Source organism: Nitrosovibrio tenuis (genome assembly GCF_900109785.1).
Classification (GTDB): Bacteria; Pseudomonadota; Gammaproteobacteria; order Burkholderiales; family Nitrosomonadaceae; genus Nitrosospira; species Nitrosospira tenuis_A.
Genome location: NZ_FOBH01000002.1, coordinates 214,905 through 228,068, shown reverse-complemented (window position 1 = coordinate 228,068; position 13,164 = coordinate 214,905). Strand labels below are relative to the sequence as shown.

Genomic DNA, 13,164 nt, shown 5'->3' with positions numbered 1-13,164 from the left:
AAAGCAGGAGATAATGAAATCAAAAGCTGTTATTCAGTTCCTGAGGGATTGGCGCGAGCTCCAGCATGGTGCGATTGAGCGCAATGGACGGGTGAAGGTCGAGTATGACATGCAGCGCCTGCCGAAATGTTTCACGGCATGGCGTGGCGCGGAGTTCGGCGATATCACGGCATATATCCGTTTCCATCCCCGCGGGGAGATCATTCGCGGCAGCGTGGTTGCGCCGGTCCGAGAACAGGAAATCCAGCCCGGCATGGTGATCGGGCATGTGCCTGCGCCATTTGAAACTGGGGTGCCGGACGATGCGACCCAGGCGGAAATCTGGTTTCACAACTTTTATCAGACCAGCGCTCGCTGTGACGCGTGGGACAGCCGGTTTGGCCGCAATTACTGGTTCGACATCGGCGGTGCGCCGCCAGCAAGCCCGGCACAGCCGGTCGGATACCGCAGCGGCGCATTAGCCAGACCAGAGATGGTGAACGTGCTGGAGCAGAACGCGGCCAAGATCAATGTCTTTCCGTCACTTCCGGAAGGCGGCCCGCAACAGGGCACAGACTTGCAAACGCTGCTGAAAGTGAGCGCATGGGTTAGGGAAACCGCCTTTGGGGCCAATGCGTGGATTGACGTCCATATCTTCGATGGCTCTGACAAGCTGATACATTCGGAGACACTGACGCTAACTTACGCGGGTGTGGGCCCGGCACTCCGTTATGAGTTCTCAGCCAAGGTCTATCAGGGCACGACCGCAACCCCGGGATCGGTGCAGCCCCGGCCTGAAGCGCGAAAGATCCAGTATCGCCTGTATTACGATATAAATTTTCAGGTCTTCACTGACGGCATCCTGCATCAACTCCAGCTAGCCGAAGATGCAGACACTTCGGCGTAGCCTATCCACAAGAAATCAGCCAGATGCTCAGGCAGGGTCCAGAGCTGAAAGAGGATGGGCCCCGCATTAAAACGCGCGTAATCGCAAGCGCCCGCTCCGCATCGGAACTATTCCCTCGCTCATGCTTCTTCCAGCTGCGCTTCACGTGTATGTTACTCGTCCTCCAGCTCAACAAGTTTGCCGTTTTCATCCACTTCAATTTCGAGTTTTTTACCACTTATACCCGGTTTTCTGACCTTGGCTTCATAAATCGTGATTGATTTACCACCTATTGTTCTGGTTTCCTTCTTGATTTCTTCTATTTTTCCGCCACCCATATTTTCCGAGATTGTTTTTTGAACTGTGGGTGGCACTTGCGACCACTTAAGTTCCTCCCCTTCGCCGGCAAAACCAGAGACTGCATACGCCATGGTAAGCTGCAAGGCGACTAACGTAAGTATTTTTGTCTTCATACGATCTCCTGTTCAAGGAATTTCTATAAGCGGAGGAAAAAGCATAGCTGCGCTAAAAAAAGAATCTGTGCGGTAACACACGCGGCGGTGTATGACGTTGAGCAAATGCCGGACGCATCGCTTATGGGCAGGTCACGGCAGAGTTTGACGTACTTATTCAGTTCGCAAGAAGTGCCGTGTTTTTTTCGACTGGATGGAAAGAGGTGGCAAAGGTGCTTACACGGAATTATCCTGTTTGCGGAATTAGCTATTTGCCCTGAATCGTCTATATTGAAGATCACGGCTATGTTCTCGAGAAGCCCGGCATACTGTCTTGTCAGTGAATATTTTACGAGATTGACGCGGTTGCGTATGTTATCGAACAGAAGAGTCTTGGCGCACACCCCATCATTGTCAACGACTTACTGACCAAGCCGCCCGTTTCTTCCAATTCAAATACCAAGACCGAGGAGATTCCCATGAAAAATTTGCTGATTCTGATCTTTGCCGTGATAGTTCCCGCATTTGCCACTGGTGCGCACGCCGCGGATAAAAAAGGACCACTCAGTGATGCGCAGATCGTCGCAGCCCTCATTGCCGCGAATGAGGTGGCTATCGACGCCGCCAAGCTCGCGGAATCCAAGACTATGAATGATCAGGTTAAAGCCTATGCCCAACGCATGGTCCGCGAGCATACCGACCTAAACAAACAAACGAAGGATCTGGCCGGGAAACTGGATGTAAAACCTGAGGAGAGCAAGATCAGCAAGAGTATGAAATCAGACGGCCAAAGGGTTCACGACAGGCTACAAAAGCTGAGTGGCAGGAAATTCGATAAGGCCTACCTCTATGATGAGCTGGCGTTTCACAAGCAAGTACTCCAAGTGGTCGACAATCAGCTGATGCCCAGCGCCAGCAGTAGGGAGTTACAAGACTTACTGGCCAAAATTCGTCCTGCTCTTGCCTCGCATCTTGAGTATGCCGACCAAACCCACACTTACGTGGATCAAATGCGCTACTAATCGGGAAATGATAGGAAGGGGATCAGGCCCGGGTCGCGTCACACCCTGCAGCCCGATTCCTCGTCTTTCCTGTGCTTTTTTCTACCATGTTGGATTCTCATGGGTACTTTTGTCTGCATCTGGCTCAGGGTTTCGCGTGAAATGCGTGTTTGCGGCAATGCTCCAGATAGCTCCCTTCGTGACCGGCAACGAGTCCCACGATACTGGACCATAGCCAGATAGGGACCTGCAGGGTTTTCGCCCGGTTGCGCTGCAGCTCCTTCTTCCACAGTTTCTGCACCTCCCTATCCATTTGACGTGCATGGGCATTACCCACTACCGTGCCGAGATAATGCGCAATCTTCCCAGCCTCTTCCTGAGGCATTTTTTTTATGTCGACTTTCATGTCCTGCGGAAGCAGCTGCCGTACAAATACAGAGCGGCCCAGAATATCCGCAGCGGCCATGCGATCGCCGAGATAAGGCGAGAGATGGCGCGCGCCCTCGACCACGCGTTCGCCATTTATCTGCGGCATTCGCGCGCCGGGCTGTCGGGGCGCTGCCGCTGGGCCTGCCTCCTTGATGTCGATCAGGCAGCGCTGCGTTTTCCCAGATCCCGCTGTTTCCGCATCAAGCAGGACGGCATAGCGCAGTTTTCCCAACGAGCTGCAGCCCTTGACCCAATACGCTGCGTCCAGAATTCTAACGGATGTATTTTCGTTTCCGATACCCGCGCACGTAATATGGCAGAACAGATTCTTGGCCTCGAATATCTTTTCGACAGCCTTTCTTTCTTCTTTCGAAATCGGCCAGAACGTCCTCCCCAGAGGGATGTGTGGAGTCGTATCCTCGATCCGTTCTTTGGCCAGGTCCTTCCATGATCGCCTCACCGCTTCTTTTATGGTGACCCTCACCGTATCCGGGCTGGGGAACGCTTTCGTCCGATCGGTTTTTTCATCGAAGCAGTTTGTATAACCCTTCGTCAACTGTTCCATCATCCGGGCGGTAACGACCCCCGAGAGATCGGAATCCCGCGCAGCGGTTGCAAGCGACAAACCGAGGCGTATCAAATCATGGGCTGGGTTCCCGATCACGGTTTGATCGAGATCCCTGATCTGCACATCAATTTTACCCTGTGCATTCGCGACTGGACCGAGATTGCCTAAATGACAATCTCCGCCTATCCAGATCGCCGGGCCTTGAGGTATTGCCCGGCCTTCCGTCCCGTCCAGCCAATCATAAAACTCGCTCGTATTGCCTCGAACGAAAGCATGCACTGAACGCGCCATTTTATGCTTGCGGCGTACCGTAAGCATTGCGGCTCTGTCTCCGGGCGACGGGGGTGCGGATTTTGGACTCTTCATGAATGGTGACGCAGTTGGTTCAATATTACTGACTAATACCGGTCGAGCGGAGCAGGCCCGGCGTCCGGGTGTTCGTTTCGAGGGTCGTGATGCGCTTCAGATCCTGTGATCGACTTTGCTTCCTCATGCGTTTCCTGTTTTTTCCTGGCGCGATTTTCGATTTTCTCTTCGACCCTGTTGCCATGTGTTTCCTCGCTGACAGGAATGCCTTCGTCGGATTCGGTCGGCGATGAGTCCGGCTGGCCGAGAGTCTCGGCAGGCTCCGGCTGACTTACGCCCGGCTGCCCGCCTTTTTTCGGATTATCCTGTTTGTCTTCCTGTGAGTTTTCCATAAATCGTTTCCATGTAAATTCCGGCAAAAGCGCCAGATTGGATCATGCTATAGCCTGGCGGTCCATTCAGTGCGATAGCGCACAACCGGATGAGGTGCCATGAGCTAACAACATCGACACGTATGCAGCTGTATCGTCATGCAGCTGTATCGTCATCCAAATTTTTTAAAGTGGCCAAAGCCTGGAATCGACGCTACCCGCGTACCAGCTACCGCGTCGGTCGCAACCCAGCCGCTTTTTTAGATCGATTGTGATCTATCTATTGGGTTCCGCATGAACAGATTGCCGGCACAAACTCGAACGCCCTTTCAGGATTATTTCTTGCTGGAGATCATAGATTGGATAACCTGAACGGATGTTTCCATTCATGAAAGCAGCCGTGAGAGACATGCTCGTATTTGGGAAGGACACCGCGGAATAAAGGACGATTTCATCCGAACTACAGAGCTCTCCCGAGCAGGTACAGACACAATCTGGTTTAACTCATGGAGATGGCCTTGTACTTTTGACATAGCGATTAAGCACCTTCGCATCATATTGCCCATCATGCTGAGCTGTAAGGAAATGTGGTCTAGCGAACGGAACCCTTCAGCCATTGGGAATATCTTTCCATCCAGGCAGGCACGAGCAGGAGCGATCTTCCGCGAGTGTCCGCACGGATGCCAGCCTTTCGTGCCCAGTGCTTGCCATGCAGCGATCATGGATCTCAGTCAGCGTAAATGAGTTGAAGTGCATAAAGTTTCGTCATATGACGATGATACGGCTAATTTGACCTGTCAATTCATATTGCGCCGTTTTAAATTTTTGGAGATGCCATGTCAGTCATCATTGTAATGTCCCACCTCAGGTGGAATTTTGTATACCAACGCCCTCAACACTTGCTCTCGCGACTGGCAAAGCATTACGACGTCGTTTTCTTTGAGGAGCCGGTATTCCATGAAAAAGAGCATCTGATGGTTGTTACGACACCTCATCCAAACGTTACGGTATATACGCCTCATACGCCGGTGAAAGCGGCAGGCTTTCATGACGATCAGTTATCGTATTTGAAACCGCTGGTTCGGGAACTCGCGAAAGACCACGAGGACCATATAGCATGGTTCTATACCCCTATGGCGATGCCTCTGCTGGATGAAATGGATCCCAATTCTGTCGTATATGATTGCATGGATGAACTGGCCGCTTTCAAGAATTCACCTAAGCAGCTGCTGCAACGTGAAAATGCGTTATTCAAAAAAGCGGACATCGTGTTCACGGGCGGACCCAGCCTTTTTCGTGCAAAACGTGATCGGCATCCCAATGTGCATTGTTTCCCAAGCAGCGTCGACGTTGCTCATTTTGCCCAGGCTTTGGATCGCACCAATACCCATCCGACGCACAGTATGCTGCCTCGGCCGCGACTGGGATATTACGGTGTAATCGATGAACGGCTCGACCTGGGACTTATTGCTAAGCTTGCTGACGCGCACGCCGAATGGCAAATAATACTGGTGGGCCCGGTCGTAAAAATTGACGTAGCTGAATTGCCTCAACGGCAAAATATTCATTACCTGGGCCAGCGTCCTTATGAAGAATTGCCGCAAATTCTGGCCGGTTGGGACGCCTGTCTCCTTCCATTTGCGCTGAACGAGTCGACGCGTTTTATCAGTCCAACCAAGACACTGGAATATATGGCGGCGCAGCTACCCATCGTAAGTACCAATATCGCAGATGTAGTGGAACTTTATGGAAGTGCGGTTTCCATCGCCTCCACGCCGGAAGAATTTATTCTGGCATGCGAGAAGTCTCTGATGGAGACGCCACGGCAACAAGCGGAAAGGATCAAAGCGGCGGAAAGTATAGTATCTGCCGGGTCCTGGGAGAACACGGCGGACAAAATGCACGGTTTGTTGTCAATGTTGCCTCCGAGGCAATTTTCAATCGCCCAATCATCTCTGTCCGGCTCTGCCATCAGATCAGTCTCAAGATAGCTCATCCGGACAAAGGAAGCGAGCCGGTACCGAGCTGTGACTGCATCATTATAAGCGCGGGGCCGACCGAACTGAGCCCAGTATCACCTTCGCGAGTACACTTCACCGGACAGGAACGACTATGATCGGCGGGTGGTATCGCGCTATTCCGGAAAGCGGTTTTACGTTCGATCTTAAGGGCACATCATGTTTTACAATGTGATCACGACCTCAGGAACTTTACTTGAAGCTCCTGGGTAAAAATGTCCACTGGTAAAATCGTGAGCCATGGATCTATGGCAAGGGTATTTATACATCTTATCCCTATGTGACTTGGGCGAGTATGAGTCAATACCTGCGTCGCGCAACCCCTATCCTTTCCGATGGATATGCGTTTCATTTTTTCCTCCTGTTCGCTCGTGAAGAAATAAATAGCGACGAGATAACGATGGAGTCTTTCAAACCCATGTCAAAAGTTTAATCCAAGGGATTGAATTCCGGCTAAAAAACAATAATGCTCGCTTTGAATTGGCACGGTTAATGCTGAAGCAATTATTACTCATGCACGGGAAAAAAAGTCTGCATTAAAACTGAATATTGCTAAACCGGTCGCACCTCCGTTCGGGAGCACACACAGTATGCGAAAAGCTTGAGCATTACGCCGCGGGGATCGTTTTGAGGAGAAATAAAGACAGTAACCTTGAGCAAGAAATTCCGAGGAAGCTGGAGCGGCAGAGAACCGTCCACATGGCCGAGCCGAGCGGGCACTCAGGCCGGGTTTGCGATTTTGTTGCTCTATCTCAGCTCGTCCCGGATTTTCTTCCTGAATATCCTGACATCATGCCCTGCCCCTGCGATTGGATGTAACGATCTAGCGCGTCGTCCAGCGTGGGTAAAAGAAGACCCCGTTCGCTGGACATGGCGCTGTATACGGGGCGTCTGGCAACGTAGCCAAGCTCATCGCTGGGCCGGGCATCAAGCATGCTGGCGTCCACACCCGCCTTTTCGGCAGCCCGAAGGGCGAAATCCGCCCACGTGATCGACTGGGCATTTGTCAGGTGCCAGATACCGGCTTCCTTGTCGACCAGCAGGTCGAGGCTTGCGTTCACCAGATCCGGCACGTAGGTGGGCGTGACGGTAACGTCTTTCGAGGCGGTAAATATGATACCTTCAATCAAGGACTTCAACGCAAGGGTAACGAAATTATGGAGGTCCCACGGCCCGAAGAATGCGCTGGTGCGCACCACCAGGGCTTGCGGAAACAGTTCAAGAACCTTTCGCTCCGCTTCTGCTTTGCTCCTGCCATAGCTGTTCAATGGCGCAACCGGATGGCTTTCCAGATAAGGCGATTGCTGTTTGCCATCGAATACGAGATCGCTGGAAAAAGTCAGCAACTGGATCCCGTGCTCGGCGCATATCGCCGCCAGGACAGAAGGCCCAATCACATTTTCGCGAAAGCAGCGGTCCACTTCGTGTTCCGCATTGTCGACGTTGACATAACCGCTTGCATTGACGATCGCCCACGGCCGATACCGGGAAACGGCAGACTCGACCGATGCAGGGAGCGCGATATCCATCTCCTGCCGGTCCAGCACCACGCAGGTCAGATCTCGGCCCCTGCAGATTTTTGCGAACGCCCTGCCCAGCGTGCCTGCGGCTCCTGTGATGAGAATCGGCTGGGCCATTTTGCCCTCCGACCGATGCTCTGGATGAAGCGAAGCAATGGCTGCACGTGTCGCGACCGGCTGCACGTTGGTCCGGCCTGCGCGGCGCCACCAGCCCTGCCCTCCCAATGCCGGATGAGAAAGGGGCCGCCCTGCGGTCAGATCCCGCATGAGAGCCGCCAGAGCCGTGGCGCGCGGCGTGCCTGAGCGGACATCAAATGGACCAGGCTCGTAATATCCCTTGCAAGCCGTAACAAGACAGTTCCAGTCGTATGACCCTAAAAGCGCCCATACTGTAACCGCGCGTATATCAACACCTTGCTGCTTTGCATTTTTGGCCGCCTGCCAGATCTCGACAAGCCACCGCATCTGATCTTCGCGGCTCCCGTTCATATGCGCCTCTGTAACAGCCAATGGCAGCTGATATCGTTCCCAGGCTTCCTCAAGCAAAGGTCCAATCCCGGGAGTGGGGGTGGCAAGCACGCGTACCGGCTCGGTATCGATGTAACGATGATCGCGATAATTTGAAACCGGCCAGCCAGCATAGCGTTCGGTACGGTGATCCAGCCATCGCTCGCTGGTAATGTAGTAATTGACCCCGATAATATCCGGCTTGCAAGCGTTCTCCTCGAACCATAGAAGTTGCGATGGATCGATCCCCATACTGATGAGGTATTCCCAGAGCGGATGTTCCCGCCCAACTTTTCCGCATAGCAAATCCCAGCTTAGCCAGCGACGGATATTGTAAAAATCGGCAAGCTCGGACAATTGCGGAGTACTGTAGAATTTACCCAGATCATCTGTCTGGACAAGCTTGGCACGGGAGTTCACCCGGCGGATAGCCCGCATCGAGAGAACCACAGCACGGCATTGGTTCAGCAATGCCTGAATAAAAATTCGATCATCACGTCCGTGGGGATACCAGAATCCGTACAGGCCGCTGAATCGGGCGGTGGTCAGTGGCTCGTTCACCGGCGTGTAATATTCCACCCAAGGGTACCGGTGAGCCACGGCACCCGCAAATTCAGCGAGCCGGTCCGCAAAACTCGGGTCGACCAAACTCGTATTTGCCGGCCCGCTGCCGTGGTGCACCAACCCTACAATCGGCATTACGCCGCGTTCTTTCAACGCGGGCAGGCGTGCATCCGGCCACGACCAGTTGGCTACAGCGAGCCCATTGGGGGCAATGTATTCCCACAGCACCGGATAACGGATGGCGCGGATGCCCAGATACGCAAACCTGTCAAGGTCGCACAACCTTACACCGTGGCCATTGCGATCCAACTGGCTGAAATATTCATCTCCTACACGATTGATCGTACATTCGAGACCACCCCAGAGCATCAGGTCATCACCGAAGCTCTGGCCTTTTTTCCCGTCCATTGTAATTTGCCTGAATAGTAATTGTTGAATATCGGAAATACGGTATTCCACGCAAGGCTCGGCAGGAATTCATTCGAGTCAGCCTGTACGCAACCTTCCTGACTGAAGACCGGGAGAAAAGATACGGTCAGCTGCGATCAAAAGTCATCGATACGTCAGTCCGGAACTGATGAGGACGGCCCGTATCGCTCAGGATTGGAGCCAGCACTTCACCCGGCAGCCGGGCTCGGCACAGGCCTATTGAAATTGTATGGAAGAATTACCGATCTTCATCAATAGATTAGACGGTATTTATCGGCATATGTTCAACGCAATGATGAACAAGCGTTCACGTGATCTGACGCCTGGACCCACCTGAACGCCCATTCGGACGACGATAAATGCAAGGACGCGTGATAAAGGCAAAGGCTGGGTAGGCGGGCAACCCGCCGAATCGGTGGAATTTTCGAAAGGTGAACTGTAGGAGAAAATGTGTCGGAAATGTGCAGGAAAAAAGATATGCAGAAAATTCAGGCGCCCGGATGAGTGGCATCATGGTCCGGTCGCCCGACCTGCACAGCAACGATACGTACACGCTTTACGGACCGCCGCCACCCATGTTCAAACCGCGTCAATAACCGCCAGACTGCCCCCCCGAGCCACTTTGGCCCGAGGAGGAGTCTCGTGGTGCGGAGCGATCCGGTCTTGGCCGATCGCTGCCTTGGCCTGAAGAGGAATCTCTTTGCCCGGGTTTGGGCTGATCTCCCATGGAACCGCTCTGCGAACCGGCCTGAGAGCCAGCCTGAGAGCCGCGCTGCTTGGATACCGGGCCGCCCTGCCCGGACATATCCCCATGCTCTCCTACCTGGTCTCCGGCGCCCGCGGCGCGAGCCGTGCCGGCAGCACCTAAAACGAGAATACTCGCGAATAACGCGGACCGGACCGTATTTTTGAGGGTGAAAATATTTTCCATGATGTCCTCCATATCTGTCATTCAGCAAAATTGCTGCATTGCCATACTAAACAGATGGCGGAATCCTTCCGTACGCTTCCGTACGAAGTCTGCATCGCCTCGATTGCTATGCATATGGAATAAAACTCAAACCGGAATATGGAAACTGCGCAGCCAGCGATACGCAGAAGCTTCGCGGACGCCAACCTTTCAGCATCCCCGCCGACTCTTCCGTAGTAATGATAGGAGATATTGCGGTCCATAAGAATGGTCAATCGCGCATAGTGAATGATGATCGTTGCGGTGCCAACAAAAGTGATTAAACCAGAGTCCCTACATTCCTCATTTCCGCCCTCGTTTCCTCGCCTGGTTTCGAAACGGCCGGTAATGACAGGAAGTATTTGCTTCCGGTTGCTCCTTCGTGCCGTGGCTTCATGGGATGAGCCTGCGCCAATTCCGGACGAAATAATGGCGGGCAGTGAACCCACCCGCCAATAGGGTTGCTATTTGTTTTTATGGCTTTGACTGCCGGCCTTGGCGTGCTGCTCGGAAGTTCCACCGCGGGTTGAAGACGAAGAGTCACTTCGGTGGGACCCGCCTCGTCCCTGTCCCCCATGGGAAGATTCCCCACCTTTACGGCCGGCTTCACGAGCCTCCTCGGAACTGAACTCGTGCGCGGTTCCCTTCTCATGTGCCGCATGTCCGCCCTTACGCCCAGCTTCGCGGGCCTCATCGGACGAAAACTCATGCGCTGTACCCTTTTCATGAGCGGCCTTGCCCGCCTCGCGCGCCTCTTCCGAATCAAACTCATGAGCTGTGCCCTTCTCATGGGCGGCCTTACCGCCTTTGCTTGCTATCTCGCGCTGCTTATCCTCATCCATGGAAGCAAAACCGCGTTTGCTGGTTCCCTGTTCGCCGGCTCTGCCGCTTTTATCTTCCTTTTCGCTGCCTTGTCTATCGCTATCTCTACCTGAAGCCATCATCGAATCTCCTGATCTCGAATGTCAATCATTATCCTCGCGGGACAAGATTCCATCTTTGCCTCCTTGCCTGTGGGATCCTTATCTCTAACAATAAATAGTAGAGATACCCGTATCGTACTCAGCAAAAGAGGTTGTATCTGTTCGGAAGGAGACATAACGAGGCGTCATCCGTCATATGCAAAGGTAATAAATCCAGAATTGGCGACACTGTTGGAGACAAGTGTGGCTTACCGAACAGAACTTCAACGCATCAAAGGTTAGTTTTAGCCTCGCTGGAATTGCAGATAAGCCGCAAAGAATAACTTGCCGCTCATACCAGACAGATATATCCAATCGACATCAAACTCTTTCCAATTCATCATTCCCATCTGGAGGTATCATGCCAACATCCCCAAGCGCCACCACAAACAGGACCACAACCCGACGACCTTCAACTGGCAAAACGGCAAGCAAGACGCAAAAAGATGCGATCAAGCTGTTAACCGAAGACCATAATAAGGTAAAGAAAATGTTCAAGGAATATGAAAAGCTATGCAAGAAGAACGACGATGAAGGAAAGCAAGAGCTGGCGCAACAGATCTGCGAGGAATTGACTATTCATGCGCAACTGGAGGAAGAAATATTTTATCCCGCTGCGCGCGAGGCAATAAAGGATGACAGCCTGCTGAACGAGGCATTAGTTGAGCACTCGTCCGCCAAGGATCTGATATCGGAGATCCAATCCATGAAGGTTTCCGATCCCATGTATGACGCTGTGGTAACGGTGCTGGGCGAGTACGTCAACCATCATGTGGAAGAAGAGGAGAGCAAGATGTTCCCGAAGGTGCAGAAATCCAGGATGGATCTTGAGGAAATCGGCTCTGAAATAGCGGAACGCAAAGAGGAGTTGATGGAAACCAAAAATGAGTAATCTGAAAAGCCTGACCATTTCAACCAGAGGCAATCAATGTACGTTGGCGCACGGATGTAACTACTCCTGGATGTTATAAGAATTAACAAATCTAATAATGCTAGGGTCCCAGCCGATAGAGCCATAGTAATTTCAACTCAGCTGGGGATGTTCCATAACCAGCACACTTGGAGATTAACATGAGTTCAGATAACAGAAAGGACAACGACGACAAGAGCGGTGGAAGCAAGCGTGGTTTTGCATCGATGGATGAGGATAAGCAGCGCGAGATAGCCAGCAAGGGCGGCCATGCCGCTCATGAGAAAGGGACCGCACACGAGTTCAATTCCGAGGAAGCGCGCGAGGCCGGCCATAAAGGCGGCGAAGCAGTCAGCCAGGATAGAGAACACATGGCGGAAATCGGCCGCAAGGGCGGTGAAACGGTCAGCCAGGATAAAGGGCATATGGCGGAGATCGGCCGCAAGGGCGGTGAGTCCGTCAGCCAGGACCGGGAACACATGTCTGAAATCGGACGAAAAGGCGGCGAATCGGTCAGCCATGATCGGGAGCACATGTCGGATATTGGCCGGAAAGGCGGCGAACACAGCCATGGCGGCACGTCGGAACAGCATGCCAAGGCCGGTAGCCAAAGTCATAAAGGCGATAAGGATCGGGACGACGAGTCGCGTTCCACTCGCGGCGGCTCATCCGAGCAGCACGCCAAAGCTGGCAGCCAAAGCCATAAAAACGACTAGGAATAACCAGCACTAAAGAAACGGGGGAGAGGTTTCAGCCTCTTCCCCGTTTATATGCCTGTCTCTCGTGTTTTTCAGCCTTATCAGGCTCAGGCAGGCAACCTTATCGATTTGGTCACATCGGTCGCAGCGAATTCGAATTCAATCATTAGTACTCGCTAGTACCACCTACTACCTATTTTAATACTGGGTCCCGGTCGGTTTGCGCCCCCCCGCCGCTGGCGCTTCCCGGCTGAGAACCGCCCGCCCCGGTCCCTCCTGAGCTGCCAGATCCATACCGGGAAGAGCCCTCATCTCCCCGCCGGCCCACATCGGTGTCTTTTTTAGAATGGGCGCCTTTCTTGTGATGTCCTTGGCCGTGACGCTTTTCGGATCCCTGATCTTTATGATAACCCGAACCCTTGTCATACTGTCCCGTAGATGATCCGGATTGCCCGCCCATCGTTCCCTGATCCGAAGCACTGCCCTGCGCATGCACAGTACCTGCTCCTGCCAGAACCAGCGCCGCGGCTGCTATGGAGAGGATGGCCTTGTTTTTAAATATTAAAATGCGATTCATGGAAAACTCCTCAAGATAAGATTGGAAAGAAAAAAGGT

The 13,164-nt window shown here is 52.9% G+C and carries 12 protein-coding genes; 5 read left to right on the top strand and 7 right to left on the bottom strand.

Annotated features, from left to right (window positions below; translation table 11 throughout):
- The first annotated feature begins 13 nt into the window (after window positions 1-13).
- Window positions 14-886, top strand: a complete 873-nt coding sequence (locus tag BMX00_RS03770; RefSeq protein ID WP_090827264.1) for a DUF6209 family protein — start codon at window positions 14-16, stop codon at window positions 884-886.
- A gap of 152 nt (window positions 887-1,038) precedes the next feature.
- Here BMX00_RS03770 and BMX00_RS03765 read toward each other — a convergent pair whose 3' ends face one another.
- Entirely contained in the window at window positions 1,039-1,338 is a 300-nt protein-coding gene (locus BMX00_RS03765; protein WP_090827262.1) for a hypothetical protein, read from the bottom strand.
- A 458-nt stretch (window positions 1,339-1,796) separates the two neighbouring features.
- Here BMX00_RS03765 and BMX00_RS03760 point away from each other — a divergent pair, with 458 nt between their 5' ends.
- A complete protein-coding gene (locus BMX00_RS03760) occupies window positions 1,797-2,339 on the top strand; it encodes a DUF4142 domain-containing protein (RefSeq protein WP_090827260.1) in 543 nt (180 codons plus the stop codon).
- Between the two features lie 124 nt (window positions 2,340-2,463).
- On the opposite strand, the gene BMX00_RS03755 is transcribed toward BMX00_RS03760, so the two are convergent.
- Window positions 2,464-3,681 carry a DUF2252 family protein gene (locus BMX00_RS03755; protein WP_090827259.1) on the bottom strand — a complete coding sequence of 406 codons (1,218 nt, stop codon included), beginning with the start codon at window positions 3,679-3,681 and terminating at the stop codon, window positions 2,464-2,466.
- Window positions 3,682-3,713: 32 nt separating this feature from the next.
- Window positions 3,714-4,013, bottom strand: a complete 300-nt coding sequence (locus BMX00_RS03750) for a hypothetical protein (protein ID WP_090827257.1) — start codon at window positions 4,011-4,013, stop codon at window positions 3,714-3,716.
- Between the two features lie 815 nt (window positions 4,014-4,828).
- Between BMX00_RS03750 and BMX00_RS03745 the strand changes: the two genes are divergently transcribed.
- Window positions 4,829-5,983 carry a glycosyltransferase gene (locus tag BMX00_RS03745; RefSeq protein ID WP_090827255.1) on the top strand — a complete coding sequence of 385 codons (1,155 nt, stop codon included), beginning with the start codon at window positions 4,829-4,831 and terminating at the stop codon, window positions 5,981-5,983.
- A gap of 779 nt (window positions 5,984-6,762) precedes the next feature.
- On the opposite strand, the gene BMX00_RS03740 is transcribed toward BMX00_RS03745, so the two are convergent.
- From BMX00_RS03740 to BMX00_RS03725, 3 genes are all read right to left on the bottom strand, one after another.
- A complete protein-coding gene (locus tag BMX00_RS03740) occupies window positions 6,763-9,009 on the bottom strand; it encodes a family 1 glycosylhydrolase (protein WP_090827253.1) in 2,247 nt (748 codons plus the stop codon).
- Window positions 9,010-9,619: 610 nt separating this feature from the next.
- Window positions 9,620-9,961, bottom strand: coding sequence for a hypothetical protein (locus BMX00_RS03735; protein ID WP_143053037.1), 342 nt, complete (start codon window positions 9,959-9,961; stop codon window positions 9,620-9,622).
- A 482-nt stretch (window positions 9,962-10,443) separates the two neighbouring features.
- A complete protein-coding gene (locus tag BMX00_RS03725) occupies window positions 10,444-10,923 on the bottom strand; it encodes a KGG domain-containing protein (protein WP_245727662.1) in 480 nt (159 codons plus the stop codon).
- 379 nt (window positions 10,924-11,302) lie between these two features.
- Here BMX00_RS03725 and BMX00_RS03720 point away from each other — a divergent pair, with 379 nt between their 5' ends.
- Both BMX00_RS03720 and BMX00_RS14820 read left to right on the top strand, forming a co-directional pair.
- Entirely contained in the window at window positions 11,303-11,833 is a 531-nt protein-coding gene (locus BMX00_RS03720) for a hemerythrin domain-containing protein (RefSeq protein WP_090827246.1), read from the top strand.
- A gap of 179 nt (window positions 11,834-12,012) precedes the next feature.
- Window positions 12,013-12,567: a con-10 family general stress protein gene (locus BMX00_RS14820; protein WP_245727652.1), complete on the top strand. Its 555-nt coding sequence runs from the start codon at window positions 12,013-12,015 to the stop codon at window positions 12,565-12,567.
- 175 nt (window positions 12,568-12,742) lie between these two features.
- Here the strand turns inward: BMX00_RS14820 and BMX00_RS03710 are convergent, their stop codons facing one another.
- Window positions 12,743-13,126 carry a hypothetical protein gene (locus BMX00_RS03710; RefSeq protein ID WP_090827244.1) on the bottom strand — a complete coding sequence of 128 codons (384 nt, stop codon included), beginning with the start codon at window positions 13,124-13,126 and terminating at the stop codon, window positions 12,743-12,745.
- Window positions 13,127-13,164: the final 38 nt, after the last annotated feature.